Source organism: Telluria sp. ZT3P39 (assembly GCF_059685935.1).
On the sequence record NZ_JCASIH010000002.1, the window covers coordinates 23,889 to 39,918 of the forward strand.

A 16,030-nucleotide genomic window follows, 5' to 3' on the forward strand; every position below is an offset into this window, starting at 1 on the left:
AAGAATGTGTCGTAAATGAGCAATTTTGTGACAATTAAGCCCGTCCCGCATGCCTCAAGCCATGCTGACGGTGCTGCGCAGGAGGGCGTCCATCCGGTCGATCTGGTAGGGCTTGGCCAGGCTCAGGTAAGGATGTTCGCCCTCCGGCGCCTTGACCTCGCCAGAACCCGAGGCCACCACCACATCGAGCGAAGGCTGCAGCCGGCGCAAGGCCGCGGCCAGTTCCAGTCCGGAGATGCCCGGCAGGTGCACGTCGGTCACCAGGGCGTCGAATCGGCCCGGCCGGAAGGCCTGCAGGCCTTCTTCGCCGCTGCCCACGGCCGTAACCAGGTGTCCGAGCATGCCGAGCAGTTCCTGCAGCAGCATGCGGTTGTCCGGGTCATCCTCGACCACCAGCAGGCGCAGGCCGTCTTCGGCTTCGGCTTCGGTACTGCTGCGCGCGGCGGCCTGCTCCGCGGCCGCGGCACTGGCTTCGCGCAGGCGCTCGACCTGGCGGGTGTTGGCCAGCACGTGGCGGATCTTGCGCGCCAGGTCGTCCGCGCGGTAAGGCTTGCTGATGAGTTCAACGCCCGGGTCGAGCCGGCCGCCGTGCACGATCGCATTGCGCGTGTAGCCGGAGGTGAACAGCACCGAAATGGCCGGATGCAGGTCTTTCGCGATGCGCGCCAGTTCGGGGCTGCGCACGGCGCCCGGCATGACCACGTCGGTAAACAGCATGTCGATGCGCGCGTGCTCCTTGAGCACGGCCACCGCCGCGTCGCCGTTGTCGGCGCGCAGCACGCGGTAGCCCAGGGCGGTCAGCATGTCGACCGCGGTGGCCTGCACCGCCAGGTCGTCCTCGACCACCAGCACGGTTTCGGTGCCGCCCACGACCTCGCCCACCGCCATGTTGAAGGCCTGCTCTTCGGCCTGGTGCGAGCGCGGCAGGTAGATCTTGATGGTGGTGCCGGAGCCGGGTTCGCTGTAGATCTTGATGTGGCCGCTGCTCTGCTTGACGAAGCCGAAGGCCATCGACAGGCCCAGGCCCGTGCCCTCGCCTTCGCGCTTGGTGGTGAAGAAGGGCTCGAAGGCGCGCGCCACGACCTCCGGCGGCATGCCGCAGCCGGTGTCGGAAATGGCCAGCATCACGTACTGGCCGGGCGCCACTTCCTGCTCGCTGGCCGCGTAGTGCTCGTCCAGCATCGCATTGCCCAGTTCGAGCGTGAGCTTGCCGTGGCCCTGCATGGCGTCGCGCGCATTGATGGCCAGGTTGAGCACCACGTTTTCCAGCTGGTTCGGGTCGACCATGGTGTTCCACAGGCCGCCGGTGACGGCGGTCTCGACTTCCACGGTTTCGCCGAGCGCGCGGCGCAGCATGTCGTCCATGTCGCGCAGCACGCGTCCCAGGTCGGTCGGCGCCGGCTGCAGCGGCTGGCGCCGTGCGAAGGCCAGCAGCTGCGAGGCCAGCTTGGCGCCGCGCTCGGTCGCATAGCGCGCCGTTTCCAGGCGCCGCTGGGCGGCCGCGTCTTCGGGCAGGGTCATGCCCAGCAGCTGCAGGTTGCCGTTGATGACCTGCAGGACGTTGTTGAAGTCGTGCGCCACCCCGCCCGTGAGCTGGCCGATGGCTTCCATCTTCTGCGACTGGTGCAGCTGCTCGTTGGCTTTTTCGAGTTCGAGCGAGCGCGCCGCGATGCGCTCTTCCAGCGACGCGTTCAGCTCGTTCAGGGCCTGCTCGACCTTGGCGCGTTCGCCGATCTCGTGCAGCAGCGACGCGTTGCTCTGCTCGAGGCGCGCGGCGTGCCGGCCGATTTCCGCCAGCATGGCATTGAAGGCGTCGACCAGCATGCCGGTTTCGTCTTCGGTGGTCTTGCTCACGCGCTGGGAAAAATCGCGCCGCATGATCAGCTCGCGCACCGCGCGCGTCATGGCTTTCACCGGCATCGTGACGGCCGACTGCAGCCAGCCGGCGGCCAGCGCGGCCACCGCCAGGCTCACCGCGAGCGCGGCGCCGAACATCTTCAGGCCGCGCTCGATGCGTTCGTCGAGCGGATAGGCCGAGCGCAGGTAGATCGTGCCGACCTGGTCGCCCCCGCGCAGGATCGGGCGGAAGATGTGCAGGTCCTTGCCGTCGATGATGTGGCCGGTGGCGCTGGGGCGGCCCGGCGGCGACAGCGCCTGCGGCTGCCCGGCGCTGGTATACGACACGAACAGGCTGCCGTCGGCGCGGTAGATCGCCGCCGCATGCACGTTCGGGCGGGCACCCAGTCGCGCCAGCGTCGATTCGGCGCTCGGCTTGTCTTCGAACTCCAGCGCGGCGGTGCTGACCTGGGCCAGGATGTCGGCCTGCGAGCCCAGTTCTTCCAGCACGCTGGTGCGGAAGTCGTTGACGTCGTAGGCCAGGTTGGCCAGGCCCGACACGCAGACGGCGGTGAAGGTGGTGACCATCACGGCCACCATGAATTTGCGCGAGATGGAGCGCCGGATCGAGCTGAACATGATTATTGTTTTTCCCGGACGACGTGCGCCGCCAGTGCCAGCAGTTGGGAGCTGATTTTCAGCCCGCTTTTCTCGGCCGATTCCAGCGAAATATCGAAGCGGATGCGCTCGTCGGCGACGTGGAAGTTGATGACGCTGCCGCGCGCGAGCGCGCCGTCCGATTCGGTGACGACCAGGATCGAGCGTGCGCCCGCCTGGGCGACCATGCCGCCTGCGCGTCCGAGCCAGGTGTCGCCGATGTACAGGATGTGGACGCCCTCCAGCGCGTCCCCTGGACGCAGGCGGCGCACCGCCAGCGTGCCGCGCACCGGGTCGCGCACGTTTGACAGCTTCATCAGGTTGTCGGCCACCTCGTCGGCGCCGACGATGCCGATCACGGTGCGTGCGCCCGCGGGCGGCGCGGCGCGCGCCGGCCACTCGACGTAATGGCGCAGCTTCGACAGGTAGGCGGCCTTGACCGCTTCTTCGGTCGGCGCGCCGAACTGGGCCTGGGCCGCGCCCGCGGCCAGCCAGGCCAGCGCGAACAGCAGCGGCAGCAGCAGCGACACCAGCAGCCGTGCGAATGGGTCGTGGCCGGCGGCGCGCATGGCTAGAGGCGCCACACCAGCTTCAGGCCGACGCTGCGCTCGACCACGCTGCGGTTGGCGCCGCCGCCGTATTCCGGATGCGCCGCGTCCAGCAGGTTACGGCCGCTCACCGACAGGTCGAGCCCCTTGTTCACGCGCCAGGTGTAGTTCAGGTCGAGCGACTCGTAGGACGGCACTTCCGGGCGGCTGAGCTTGCCGTAATGGCGCAGCAGCGCGTCGAACGAATGGCCGGGGGCCAGGTCGTAGGAAGCGCGCAATTTCCAGTAGTGGCTCGGGTCGCTGGTGGCCAGGCCGGTCGCGGCGCTCTGGTCGCGGCTGCCCGCTTCCGGCGCGGTATGCACGTTCTGCACCACCAGGCCGGCCGACAGGCGCAGTGCGGTGGTGGCTTCCCAGGTCGACCACATCTCGATGCCCTTGGTGCGGCCATAGGCCTTGTTCGAGAAGACCGAGCCCGGACCTTGCGTGTTCGGCTCGAGCGTGCGCAGGCGGTCGTAGTCGCTCAGGAAGGCGGTGGCCGAATACGACAGGCCGGGCGTGAGCGCGATGCGGTAGCCCAGTTCGAACACGTCGGCCACTTCCGACTTGAAGTCGGGGCCGCCGGCGAAGGCAAACTGCGGCAGGCCGTTCACCACGGCCGGGCGGGTCGGGCTGTAGAAGTCGCGGTCGATGCGCGAGGGCGCACGCACGGTGCGCGAGGCCGAGGCCCAGGCCAGGCTCTCGCCGGAGGGCTTCCAGGCCAGGCGCAGGGTCGGCAGGAATTCCATGCCGGTGTAGTTGTTGTGCTCGAACTTGGCGCCGGCAATCACGCGCACGTTCTCGAGCAGGTCCATCTCGTCCTGGACGAAGACGTTACCCCAATGCATATTCAAACTGCCCGGCACGAAGCCGAAGGCGGCGCCGTTCTCGATCCGGTCGAAGGACTTGCGGTAGCCGGCGCCCCAGACCACGCGGTGGTGCTCTGCCAGGGTCACGGACGACTGCAGCTGCAGGTCGAGCGTGTTGAGGTGCTCGATGAAGGCGCCCGGCTGGTTGCGCTCGGTGAAATCCCAATACGCCTGGGCCATCAGCTCGGAGCCGCCGGCCAGGCGCATGGTCTTGCGGCCCAGCAGGTTGGCGCCCGCGATGGTGATGTCGCGCGTGCCCTGCTGGTGCAGCGCGCCCTTGTAGGCGTCGCCCTGGAAGGTGGCGGCGTCCACGCCCTGTCCCCAGTCGGCGCGGAAGCCCGCCTGGGCGCGGCGGTAGCCGGTCAGGCTGTCCAGCCCGTTCTGGCGCTCGATGTCGTCCTGCTGCAGCGCCTTCGCATACACGCGGTAGCGCCCGCCTCCCGCCAGTGCCCCGCCGTAGCGCACAGAACCGGTGCGCGTATCGGGCTCGGCCGCGGCGCTGAGCTGCGTGCCCTGGGTCGCGCCGGCAGCCTTGGTGATGATGTTGATGACGCCGTTGACGGCGTTCGCGCCCCACATGGTGGCGCCGGCGCCGCTGATGACTTCGATTCGCTCGACATCTTCCAGCAGCACGTCCTGGGCATCCCAGTACACGCCCGAGAACAGCGGGGTATAGACGCTGCGCCCGTCGATCAGCACCAGCAGCTTGTTCTCGAACGCGCTGTTGAAGCCGCGCGCGGTGACCGCGTAGTTGCGCGCATCGACCCGCGCCACCTGCAGGTTCGGCGCCAGGCGCAGCGCTTCCGGCAGCGTGGTATAGCCCGAGCGGCGGATGCTGTCGCTGCTGATCACGAACACGGAAGCGGCGGCATCGGCCACCGGCTCGGAACGGCGCGAGACCGAAGTGACGCGCACGTTTGTCAGGGCTTCCAGGCTCAGCGAAGCGAGCTCTTCCGGTTCGGAATCGGCGTGCGCGGGCAGGACGAGCATGCCGGCGGCGAGACAGGCGGCCTGGGCGATGCGGTTCATGGGAAGGCTAAGCGGGCCGGCAGGAAAGGAACGACGCAGGATCATGATTACCAGTGGCAGTGAGTCGGATGGGCCGCGCTTGGGTGCGCGGTCGGCGCGGAGCATCATGGATGCGCCGCTGCAAATCATTGCAACTGGGAATTTTATCAGAAGCCCTTGAGAATTGAATTAAAAGAAAGAATGTTGCACGGCCCTGCCCTTGAGCGCAACACTCCCCCCTGCTCTCAGTTCCAGCGGTTCTGCATCCCCTGGATGCTGTAACGCCCGGCGCCCAGCAGGGCCACGGCCACGGCCGATGCCATCAACAGCACCTGCAATTCCACCGCCCAGCCGCCGGTGTCGTTCAGCTTGAAGAGGTCGCCGGTATGGACGAGCAGGAGCGCGGCGACCATGTTGAAGGCAATGACGAGGGCGCCGGCGCGCGCCCACAGGCCCAGCAGCACCATCAGCGGCGCGACCACCTCGCCCACCAGTACCAGGTAGCCGACCGAGCCGGGCAGCCCCGCCTGCTCGACCAGTCCGGTGATGAAACCGACACCGCCGGTGATTTTTGCCATGCCGTGGAAGAGGATCAGGATGGCCAGGGTGGCGCGCAGTATCAGCTTGCCGGCATCGTCGAAGTTGTTTTGTTGGGTCAGGCTGGTCATGTGGAACTCCTAAGCGAATGTTGACTAGTCGAAGGCGTAGGCGTCCATCGCCAGCACGCCATGCTCGACACTGGCGTGCAGCCGGGTGGCCCGTGCGTCCACTCCGGCCGCGCCCATGGCCACGAACAGGGGCAGCAAGTGCTCGTCGGTCGGGTGGTTTTGCACCGCGAACGGGGCCTGGCTGCGATAGTCCAGCAAGGCCGCGCGCTCGCCCGCATCCAGGCGCGCCTTCATCCACGCCCCGAACTCGCTGACCCACTGCGGCGCCGGGGCGTCGGTCCCCTGCCCGCGAATTTCGTACAGGTTGTGCGTGAGCGAGCCGGAACCGACCACCAGCACGCCTTCCTGGCGCAGTGCGGCCAGGGCCAGGCCCATCCGCTCTTGCTCTGCGGGGCTGGCGCCGTGCACGATGGACAGCTGGGTGACCGGTACGTCCGCGTCGGGATACATCAGCGACAGCGGCACCCAGGCGCCGTGATCGAGGCCGCGGTCAGGGCTGCGGCCGACCTCGAACCCGGCGCTTTCCAGCAGCGCCGCCGCGCGGCCGGCGGCCGCCGGCGCGCCCGGGGCCGGATAGCGCATCTCGAACAAGGCGCGCGGAAAGCCGCCGAAGTCGTGGATCGTCTCCGGCTGCGGGGCGAGGCTGACGGCCGGGGCGCCGCGCGTTTCCCAGTGCGCGGACACCACGACGATGGCAGACGGCCGCGGCAGGGATTTGCCGAGCCCTTGCAGGAAGCGGCGCGCCGGACTGTCCTGCAGCGCCAGCATGGGCGAGCCATGCGAGAGGAAGATGGTGGGAAGTGCAGACATGGTCGACTCCTTTTTCGAAAAAGCGGCGTTTGCCGCAGCACATGCCACATCTTATTCGCTACTGATTGAGGAATAAATAGGCCAGTCCGAGGCAGACTATCTCATTTTCAGGAACAATCTGGTTTCCGCTTAGTCCCAGGCAGGATCGGCGAAGGCCTCGACCAGGAAGTCGATCAGCAGGCGCACCTTGGGCGAGACGAATTTGCGCGACGGGTACACGGCGTAGACGCCCAGTTCCATCGATCGGTAGCCGGGCAGGAGCTCGCGCAGCACGCCCCGGGCCAGGTCGGCCCCGACGATGAAGCCCGGCTGCAGGATAATGCCCTGGTGCTGCAGGGCCGCGGCGCGGCAGGTGTCGCCGCTGTTGGTGCGCAGGCGCGGCGCCACTTTCACCGACACTTCGCCGTCCGGCCCGGTGAAGACCCAGTTCTCGCCGCCCGAGAACAGGCTGTACGAGATCACGTCGTGCGCGAGCAGGTCGCCCGGCCGCAGCGGTTCGCCGCGCCGCGCCAGGTAGGCCGGGGAGGCGCAGAGCACCATGCGCGTCACGGCCAGCTTGCGGCTGATCAGGGACGAGGACGGCAACTGGCCGATCCGTACCGCGAGATCGAATCCGTCTTCGACCAGGTCGACGACGCGGTCCGACAGCGTGATGTCGAGCCCGAGTTTCGGATGGCGCGCCAGGAAGGCCGGCCACAGCGGGGCCAGGTGCATCAGGCCGAAGGTCACGGGCACGTTGATCTTCAGCAGGCCGCTCGCCTCGCCGCTGCGCGAGGTGATCTCGGCTTCCGCCTCGTCGAGGTTGACCAGCAACTCGCGGCAGCGCGCGTAGAAGATCTCGCCTTCGGTGGTGGGCGAGAGCTTGCGCGTGGTCCGGTGCAGCAGGCGCACGCCGAGGCGCTGCTCGAGCTCGGCCACGTAGCGCGAGACGGCGGCCTTCGACATGGCAAGGCTGCGGGTGGCGCCCGTGAAGCTGGCGGCCTCGACCACGGCGGAGAAGACTTTCATTTCCAGGAATTTATCCATTGTCTCGATTGTTGGAACAGTTCCATGTATTTTAAGGCGTTTGTTCCTTGCCGTGAGATCCAGCTACGTGGCTCCTTGAGACAAGGTCCACATCGTATCGAAGCACTCCTTTATTGCCAGGGCAAGGCCGACGCGGTCATTGCCAGCGACTATGCGGGAGCCCTGTATGCAACCGGCACCGGGCTGGTAGCTACCCCGATCATGTTCCAGCCCGTCCGTCTGTTTTACGCGGCCGCGAAAGGCCGCAGCGGCGACCTGCTGGGGGCGCTCGACAGCAGGCTCGGCGCCTGGCAGGGCGACCCGGGGTCGGTGTACTTCGGCATCCTCGAGCGCTGGCGCTCGCGCGGCATCCTGGCGCAGGTACCGGCCTGGGTGCGGTGGGGCGCCGGCCTGGTGCTGGCCCTGCTCCTGATGGCACTGGCCACGGCGGCATGGCTGAAGCGCCAGAACCTGCGCAAGACAGGTGCGCTCCGGGAGACCGAGCAACGCCTTGGGACCATCCTGGACAGCGTGGACAGCCTCATCTATATCAAGGATGCCGCCTACCGTTATACCTACGCAAACCTGGCGCTGCATGCTTTCCTGGGCCGCGGACGCCAGGATATCGTCGGACGCCACGACAGCGAACTGTTCGAGCCGGAGGTCGCCGAGGTCATCGGGCGCAACGACAGGCGCACGATTGTGGGACGCCAACGGGTGGTATCCGAAGAAACCGTGCCCGATGCCCACGGCCGGCAGGTAACCGTCCTCACGACCAAGATCCCCCTTGTCCACCAGGACGGCAGCATCCATGGCCTGTGCGGGATTTCGATCGATATTTCGCAACGGCGCGCGGCCGAGGAGGCGAACCGCGTGGCCGCCACGGTATTCCAGTCGGCCGAGGGCATGTTCATTGCCGGCCGTGACCATCGCGTCTTGCGCGTCAACGAGGCCTATTGCGCCATGACCGGCCATACCGCCGAGGACATGGCAAGACACTTCCTGCCGCCTTTTTCGCTGTCGCGCGACAGCGGCGACGCCCTCGCCGACATGTGGCAGTCCGCGGAGTCGGAAGGGAAATGGCAGGGCGAGATCTGGACCTCGCGCAAGGATGGCAGCGTCTACCCGGCACGGCTCACGGTCACGGCGGTGCGCGACGCATCCGGCCGCATCACCCATTATGTCGGCACGCAGGGCGACATCACGGCGCAGAAGCTGGCGCAGGACGAAATCGGGCGGCTGGCCTATTCCGACCCGCTGACCGGCCTGGCAAACCGCCGCCTGCTGCTGGAACGGCTGCGCCATTGCCTGCCGCTGCACCAGCGCGCCGGGCAAGTCGCCGCCCTGCTTTTCCTCGACCTGGATAATTTCAAGGACCTGAACGACCTGCGCGGGCACGAGGCCGGCGACCGGCTGCTGCTGCAGGTGGCAGAGCGGGTCGGCGCCTGCACCAGGGCCGGCGATACGGTGGCGCGCATCGGCGGTGACGAATTCGTCATCCTGCTCGAAAACATCGGGCAGGACGAGAGGGAGGCGGCCCACCATGCCGCCGCGACCGGCTGGAAAATCATCAACGCGGTGCGCGAGCCCTTCGATATCGACGGCATGCCCCACCACGCCACCTGCAGCCTCGGCGCGGCGCTGAGTACCGAAGGCGCGGTCGACACCCTGATGAAGCGTGGCGACATGGCGATGTACCGCGCCAAGCGCGAAGGAAAAAATACCTTGCGCTTTTTCCACCCAGACATGGAAGCCGAGGTCACCAGCCGCCTTGCCATGGAGGCGGAACTGCGCGAATCGCTGCGCACTTCCGGTTTCGTACTGCACTACCAGGCCCAGGTCGACAGCCAGGGCCGGATCAGCGGCGCCGAAGCACTGCTGCGGTGGAACAATGCCGCAGGCAAGCCGGTGAGTCCTGCGGAATTCATTCCGGTCGCGGAGGCGTCCGGCCTGATTCTGCCGCTGGGCCACTGGGCACTGCGGACAGCCTGTGGGCAGCTGGCGCAATGGAGCCGCATGCCTGCAATGCGCCACATGAGCATTGCAGTCAACGTCAGTGTGCGCCAGTTCCGGCAGCCCGGCTTTGCCAACGAGGTGCTGGAGATCGTCGACGGCCGCGGGATCGATCCCGCCCTGCTCAAACTCGAACTGACGGAGTCGGTCCTGATCGACGACGTCGGCGATACGATCGACAAGATGCTGCGCCTGAAGGCGCGCGGCATCGGTTTCGCGCTCGACGATTTCGGCACCGGATATTCCTCGCTCAGCTACCTCAAGCAGCTACCGCTGGACCAGCTCAAGATCGACCGCTCCTTCGTACGCGACATCCTGGACAACGCGGACGACGCCTCGATCGCACGCAGCATCGTGGCCTTGAGCCAGTCTTTGGGGCTCGGGATCATCGCCGAAGGCGTGGAAACCCAGGCCCAGCGCGCCTTTCTCGCGGAGCTCGGATGCGGTTGTTGCCAGGGCTACCTGTTTGGCCGCCCCATGGAGGCCGCGGCGCTGGAGCAGATGGTGGCCGCGCAGGCGGCCGGACAAGCGGGCGCATACAGCTTCGCGTAAGCGGCCGCGGAGCGCGGATGATCCTTGCACCGGACTGCTTTCGCCTGCCTTGAAGCCCATCCAGGCCAAAATTTGTCGTGTTATACTCGCCGCACCTATGAACCGCGCACTTGAAACTTTCCTGGTTTGGCTGCTGCTGGCCGTGCTTCCGCTGCAAGCGGTTGCCGGTAGCCGTCTGTCGTGCGGACCGGTTCATCAGCAGTCCAGCCAGGTCGCCACCGATCACGGGCTGCAGCAGCACGAACCCATGGCTGATGAACACGCCCATCATGGTGGCGGGCACGCCAGCCAGGCCGGCGAATTGCCCCCTGAAGCACAATCGGCAGAGCGCATGACTGGAGAACAAACGCACTCCACCTGCAGTGCCTGTTCCGCCTTCTGTCTCGGCGCCGTGGCTCCCCCCTCCACGCAGTTGCCTGTTCCCACCTTCGACGGCTCCGACGCTGTCGCCGTTACGCCTCCGGTGTTCGCCGTAGGCTTCATCCAGGAGGGCCCCCAGCGCCCTCCCCGGCATCAGTACGCATAAATCCGGCAAGACCTGACCCGGCTGTTTTTTCGCGCCGTCGTCCTGGCTTTTTAACACATGCGCGTGCCGACGCACGTCCTGTTACCGATTTCGAGGATAGCCCATGACATCCAAGCTTTGCGCCGTCGCCATCGGCGCCCTGCTGGCCTTGCCGCTCTGCGTGCAGGCCCAGCCAACCCGTGCGCAGGCCAACCCGGCTGACCCTGCTGCAAGCGTACCACCTACGGTCTACACCCCGGCCGCGGCGGGCTATTCACAAGCGCCGCAAGACGATGCGATGACCCCCGACAAGGCCTGGCGTGCGGCGAACGATAGCGTCGCCGCCGTTCCGGGCCACGGGGGACAGGAGGCCCATGGCGGCGAGCACAAGAGCGAGGCAGCGCCGGCGGTTACCCCGAAGCCGGCTACCGCGCCACCGGCCGACCACAGCAAACATCATTAATCCAGGGCATACGATGACAATGAAGCCATTTTCTCCCCGGCTGCGCGCGCTTGCTGCAGCGGCCGTGGTGCTGGTGTCGAGCGGTTGCGCCACGTTCTCGAAGGACGGCGGCCTGGACGACGTGTCCGCCATCACCGCAGAACGCACGGGACAAGACCTTCGCCTGCCCAAGGCGGACGCCGACAGCGCCGCCGTCCAGGCCGAGCTCGATCAGCTGCTCAAGCAGCCGCTGACTGCCGACAATGCAGTCCGTGTCGCGCTGCTCAATAACCGCGGCCTGCGCGCATCGCTTGCCGAGCTCGGCGTCGCCGAGGCGGACCTCGTACAAGCCGGCCGCATGGCCAATCCAGGCTTCAGTTTCAGCCGGATGTCGGGCGGCGGCGAGACCGAAATCGAGCGTAGCGTCATGTTCGACCTGGTCGGCCTGGTGACGATTCCGATCCGCCGCGACATCGAATCGCGCCGCTTCGAAAGCGCCAAGCTGGTGGCCGCTACCGAGGCCGTCAGGCTGGCGGCCGATACGCGCAAGGCCTGGTTCAGGGCCGTCGCGGCCACCCAGTCGGCGAGTTATGCGCAGCAGGTGCACGAGGCTGCCGGGGCGAGCGCCGAACTGGCGCAGCGCATGGCGAAAGTCGGGAATCTCAGCGCCCTCGACAAGGCGCGCGAACAGGCGTTTTCGGTAGAGGCGACCGCGCAGCTTGCGCGCGCGCGCCACAACGCGACGGCTGCGCGCGAGCAGCTCACCCGGCTGATGGGCGTATGGGGCGAACACACCGCGTTCCAGATTCCGGACCGGCTTCCAGACCTGCCGGCAACGACGCGCGACGCGGCACAGATCGAATCGCTCGCCATGCAGCAGCGCCTCGATGTGCGCCTGGCCAGGCTGGGCACCGAGTCGACCGCGCGCGCCCTGGGCCTGAGCCGCGCCACCGGCATCGTCAACGTCCTCGACGCCGGCTACGTCAACTCGAGCAAATCGGGTTCGCCCCGCGAGAACGGTTACGAGATCGAACTGAGCCTGCCGCTCTTCGACTGGGGCGGCGCGCGCGTTGCGAAGGCCGAAGCGATCTATATGCAATCGGTACACCGGACGGCCAATACCGCCACCGTCGCACGCTCGCAGGTGCGCGAAGCCTATTCCGCCTATCGGACCAGTTACGACGTCGCCCGGCAGTACCGCGACGAGCTGGTGCCCTTGCGCAAGAAGATCTCCGAAGAGACCCTGCTGCGCTATAACGGCATGCTGATGAGCGTATTCGAGCTGCTGGCCGATGCCCGCGCCCAGGTCGCCGGCGTCAACTCGGCCATCGAGTACCAGCGCGACTACTGGATCGCGGAAACCGATTTGCAGGCAGCCATCAGCGGCACCGGCGGCTCGTCGATCTCCATGGCTTCCACTGCCGCGCCAGCCGACGCCGCTGCTGAACATTAAACAAGGAAACACCGAAATGAGTTCTCGTCGAGATTTCTTCACCGGCGCCGCCGCCCTGGTTGGCGCAGGGCTGGTAAGCCGCGCCGGTGCGGCTTCCCTTCCGGAAGCGCCGGTCATGACCAGCGCGGCCACGCAGCCGCCACCGCCGCCGCCGAACGGCCGTCCGTACAACCCGGTCGTTACCCTGAACGGCTGGTCGCTTCCCTGGCGCATGAACAACGGCGTCAAGGAGTTCCACCTGATCGCCGAACCGGTCGTGCGCGAAATCGCACCCGGCATGAAAGCCAACCTGTGGGGCTACAACGGCCAGAGCCCCGGCCCGACCATCGAAGTGGTCGAGGGCGACCGGGTGCGCATCTTCGTGACCAATCGCCTGCCCGAGCACACCAGCATCCACTGGCATGGCCAGCGCCTGCCGAACGGCATGGACGGGGTCAGCGGCGTGACCCAGCCGGCCATCCAGCCCGGCAAGACCTTCGTCTATGAATTCGTGGCGCGGCGGCCCGGTACCTTCATGTACCACCCGCACGCCGACGAAATGGTGCAGATGGCGATGGGGATGATGGGCTTCTGGGTGACGCACCCCAGGAATCCCGCGCAGCACAGGGTCGACCGCGATTTCGTCTTCCTGCTCAACGCCTACGACATCGAGCCGGGAAGCTATACGCCGCGGGTGAACGAGATGCTCGACTTTAATATCTGGACCTTCAACAGCCGCGTCTTCCCGGGTATCGACACGATGAACGTGCGCCAGGGTGACCGGGTGCGTATTCGCACCGGCAACCTGACGATGACGAATCACCCGATCCACCTGCATGGCCACGAGTTCGAGGTCACCGGCACCGATGGCGGCTGGACCCGGCCGGAATCGCGCTGGCCGGAGGTCACGACCGACATCGCCGTGGGCCAGATGCGTGCCATCGAGTTCATCGCCGACGAACCCGGCGACTGGGCCTTCCACTGCCACAAATCGCACCACACGATGAACGCCATGGGCCACGACGTCCCGACCCTGATCGGGGTCGACCACCGTGGCGTGGCCGACAAGATCGCCAGGCTGGTGCCGGACTACATGGTCATGGGCGACAAGGGCGGCTCCATGGGCGACATGGAGATGCCTCTTCCCGAAAATACCCTGCCGATGATGACGGGCCAGGGACAATTCGGCGGCGTCGAGATGGGCGGAATGTTCACGTTGCTGAAGGTGCGCAAAGACCAGAAGCCGGGCGACTACAAGGATCCTGGCTGGTACAGGCACCCGGCAGGCACCGTCGCCTACGAGTGGAAGGGCGAACCGCCGGCCGCCGTACGAAGCCAGGGGGCGGGCGGCCAATCGATGCCGGCCACCAAAACCCCGGATGTCGAAGTAACCGTTCGTAAGCCCGCTGGCCACAAGGGCCATCATTAACTACGCTCACTACCACTGAACATCATTTCTTGACCAATGAAAGGAATCACCATGAATGCATTCTCGAAACTCACTTTCGCTCTCGCCCTGGCTGCAGCTGCCTCCACTGCGGCCGCCCAGAACGGCGCGCACGCCGGCCATGGCGCACATGATGGCCATGCTGGCCACCAGGCGCCGGCCGCAGTCGAACTCACCGACGGCGAAGTGAAGAAAATCGACAAGGAAGCCGGGAAGATCACGCTGCGCCACGGCGAACTGAAGAACCTCAACATGGCCGCGATGAGCATGGTATTCCGCGTCAAGGAACCAGGCATGCTCGACAAGGTCAAGGTCGGCGACAAGGTCAGGTTCGCAGCGGACCGTGTGAATGGCGCGATCACCGTCGTCCAGCTCCAGGCGACCCTGTAAAACGCAGCATTCATGAACCGCCGGAGAACCATCGTGAGAACCACAACCTTGTTCGCTGCCGCGCTGGCAGCGTCGGCATGCCTTTTCTCTTCAACCGCGTCCGCGCACGCCAGGCTCGAATCCTCCTCGCCGCAGGCCAATGCCGTCGTCAGCCCGGCGCCGAGCCAGGTGCGGTTGCAGTTCAGCGAGCAGCTTGAACTTCCGTTCAGCAAGATCAAGCTGGTCGATGCCGCAGGCGCGATCGTGGAGCCCACCAAAACCGCCATCGACAGCGCCAATCCCAAGGTGCTCACGGCCACGGTCCCGGCCCTGCACGCCGGCGCGTGGCGGGTCCAGTGGTCCACCGTCACCCGCGATGGTCACAAGATCAAAGGGCAGTTCGAGTTCCAGGTGAAGTAAGGTGGAGCCGGACCTCGCAACGGCCCAGCGCTTCGTCACCTTTATCCTGAACCTGTCTGTCGCCGTGCTGGTGGGCGCCAGCGCGGCGCATCTCTGGCTGCGCAGCGCACGGTCTGCATGGGGCGTCGACCTGGTGCCCCGCCTGCGCAAGGCCATGCTGGCCGTGGTGCTGGCGGCCATCGCGGCCCATGTCGCGCTGCTCTGGCTCGAAGCGGCATCGATGGCCGAAGTACCTGTCAGCCAGGCCTTCCCCGCCGTGCAGTCGGTGATCACGGCCACGCACTACGGGCTGGCCTGGATGATCGGCGCCGGCGCCTTGCTCGCCGTGTGCCTGACCCTGCGCGCGTCTGGCGGTAAGCCGGCGCGGGGCGCGGCGCCCCTGCTGCGCGCCGCGGCGCTCGGCGTGTTCCTCTACTCGCGCAGCATGGTCAGTCATGCCGGCGCCGGGGGCGACTTTACCTGGCCGGTCCTGGTCGACTGGATCCACCTCGTGCTGATCAGCGTCTGGGTGGGCGAAGTCATCGTGGCCGGGCTGCTGACCTTGCGCAAGCAGCCGGAATGGGAGTCGAAGAACCGCGCCGAATGCGCCCGTTTCGTTTCCTCGCTGTCGGCCTCGGCGACCGTCGCACTGGCCGGCATCTTCGTCACCGGCATCCTCAGTGCATGGCGCGCTCTGGGCAGCTTCGGGAACGCGCTCGGCCATCCGTATGGAACGCTGCTGCTCATCAAGGTAGGGCTGGTGCTGTGCGCGGCGGCGCTGGGCGGCATCAACCGCTTCGTCGTGATGCCCCGGCTGCTGGCGCAGCTGCGCAAGCCCAAGCCGGACCCGGTTGCAGGAAAACGTTTCGCTCGCATCCTACAGCTCGAGGCATGCATCCTGGTGGCGGCCCTCCTCGCTGCCGCTTTCCTCAGTTCCACCTCACCGCCGACGGCGTCGTGAGTTTCATCATCCAGGGAAAACAATGATCAAGAAAACCATTCCAGCCTTCCTCCTGACTGCCGCCCTGTTCGCGGTATCGGCAACGAGCCTGGCCGCATCGCCAAAAGAGACGCTGTCGGCCTTCCACGACGCCCTCACGAGTGGCGACAAGGCCAAGGCACTGAGCCTGCTCGCACCCGATATCGCGATCTACGAGTCCGGTTACGTGGAACGTTCACGCGACGAATACGCTCACCATCACCTGGGTGGCGACATGGAATTCTCGAAGAACGCGACGCGCAAAGTGCTCAGGCAGAGCGAACGTATCGACGGCGACACGGCCGTGGTCTGGGAAGAGTCCGAGACCACCGGCAGCGCGCGCGGCAAGCCCGTGCACCTCTTCGGGACCGGGACTGCCGTGCTGGCACGGAAGGACGGGCACTGGTCGATCGTCCACGTGCACTGGTCGTCGCGCAAGGCCAAACAATAAGGCG

15 protein-coding genes are annotated in these 16,030 nt (G+C 66.6%); 9 read left to right on the forward strand and 6 right to left on the reverse strand.

Going from position 1 to position 16,030, the window contains the following annotated elements; genetic code table 11:
• Positions 1 to 54: 54 nt before the first annotated feature.
• The 6 genes from AC56LR_RS02230 to AC56LR_RS02255 all read right to left on the reverse strand — a co-directional run bounded on the left by AC56LR_RS02230 (position 55) and on the right by AC56LR_RS02255 (position 7,458).
• Positions 55 to 2,475, reverse strand: coding sequence for a sensor histidine kinase, YfiR-like protein-associated (locus tag AC56LR_RS02230; RefSeq protein WP_497126947.1), 2,421 nt, complete (start codon positions 2,473 to 2,475; stop codon positions 55 to 57).
• Between the two features lie 2 nt (positions 2,476 to 2,477).
• A complete protein-coding gene (locus tag AC56LR_RS02235) occupies positions 2,478 to 3,077 on the reverse strand; it encodes a TOL_0243 family YfiR-like periplasmic protein (protein WP_497126949.1) in 600 nt (199 codons plus the stop codon).
• Positions 3,065 to 4,975, reverse strand: a complete 1,911-nt coding sequence (locus AC56LR_RS02240; RefSeq protein WP_497126951.1) for a TOL_0244 family TonB-dependent receptor — start codon at positions 4,973 to 4,975, stop codon at positions 3,065 to 3,067. The genes AC56LR_RS02235 and AC56LR_RS02240 overlap by 13 nt, the downstream gene beginning before the upstream one ends.
• 224 nt (positions 4,976 to 5,199) lie before the next feature.
• Positions 5,200 to 5,622, reverse strand: a complete 423-nt coding sequence (locus tag AC56LR_RS02245) for a DoxX family protein (protein ID WP_497126953.1) — start codon at positions 5,620 to 5,622, stop codon at positions 5,200 to 5,202.
• 24 nt (positions 5,623 to 5,646) lie between these two features.
• Positions 5,647 to 6,432 (reverse strand): dioxygenase family protein, encoded by a 786-nt coding sequence (locus AC56LR_RS02250; RefSeq protein WP_497126955.1) that lies wholly within the window; start codon positions 6,430 to 6,432, stop codon positions 5,647 to 5,649.
• A 129-nt stretch (positions 6,433 to 6,561) separates the two neighbouring features.
• Positions 6,562 to 7,458 (reverse strand): LysR family transcriptional regulator, encoded by an 897-nt coding sequence (locus AC56LR_RS02255; RefSeq protein WP_497126957.1) that lies wholly within the window; start codon positions 7,456 to 7,458, stop codon positions 6,562 to 6,564.
• A 75-nt stretch (positions 7,459 to 7,533) separates the two neighbouring features.
• On the opposite strand from AC56LR_RS02255, the gene AC56LR_RS02260 reads away from it, so the two are divergent.
• The 9 genes from AC56LR_RS02260 to AC56LR_RS02300 all read left to right on the forward strand — a co-directional run bounded on the left by AC56LR_RS02260 (position 7,534) and on the right by AC56LR_RS02300 (position 16,026).
• A complete protein-coding gene (locus AC56LR_RS02260; RefSeq protein WP_497126959.1) occupies positions 7,534 to 10,002 on the forward strand; it encodes a putative bifunctional diguanylate cyclase/phosphodiesterase in 2,469 nt (822 codons plus the stop codon).
• 97 nt (positions 10,003 to 10,099) lie between these two features.
• Complete coding sequence (locus AC56LR_RS02265) at positions 10,100 to 10,528, forward strand: hypothetical protein (RefSeq protein ID WP_497126961.1); 429 nt, start codon at positions 10,100 to 10,102, stop codon at positions 10,526 to 10,528.
• Positions 10,529 to 10,631: 103 nt separating this feature from the next.
• Positions 10,632 to 10,970, forward strand: a complete 339-nt coding sequence (locus AC56LR_RS02270) for a hypothetical protein (protein ID WP_497126963.1) — start codon at positions 10,632 to 10,634, stop codon at positions 10,968 to 10,970.
• A 19-nt stretch (positions 10,971 to 10,989) separates the two neighbouring features.
• Entirely contained in the window at positions 10,990 to 12,402 is a 1,413-nt protein-coding gene (locus AC56LR_RS02275; RefSeq protein WP_497126965.1) for a TolC family protein, read from the forward strand.
• A 16-nt stretch (positions 12,403 to 12,418) separates the two neighbouring features.
• Positions 12,419 to 13,810, forward strand: a complete 1,392-nt coding sequence (locus AC56LR_RS02280; protein ID WP_497126967.1) for a multicopper oxidase family protein — start codon at positions 12,419 to 12,421, stop codon at positions 13,808 to 13,810.
• Between the two features lie 51 nt (positions 13,811 to 13,861).
• Positions 13,862 to 14,218, forward strand: coding sequence for a copper-binding protein (locus AC56LR_RS02285; protein ID WP_497126969.1), 357 nt, complete (start codon positions 13,862 to 13,864; stop codon positions 14,216 to 14,218).
• Between the two features lie 33 nt (positions 14,219 to 14,251).
• A complete protein-coding gene (copC, locus tag AC56LR_RS02290) occupies positions 14,252 to 14,617 on the forward strand; it encodes a copper homeostasis periplasmic binding protein CopC (protein ID WP_497126971.1) in 366 nt (121 codons plus the stop codon).
• A 1-nt stretch (position 14,618) separates the two neighbouring features.
• On the forward strand, positions 14,619 to 15,557 hold the full coding sequence (locus AC56LR_RS02295) for a CopD family protein (protein ID WP_497126973.1): 939 nt from the start codon (positions 14,619 to 14,621) through the stop codon (positions 15,555 to 15,557).
• A gap of 22 nt (positions 15,558 to 15,579) precedes the next feature.
• Positions 15,580 to 16,026, forward strand: coding sequence for a YybH family protein (locus AC56LR_RS02300; protein WP_497126975.1), 447 nt, complete (start codon positions 15,580 to 15,582; stop codon positions 16,024 to 16,026).
• Positions 16,027 to 16,030: the final 4 nt, after the last annotated feature.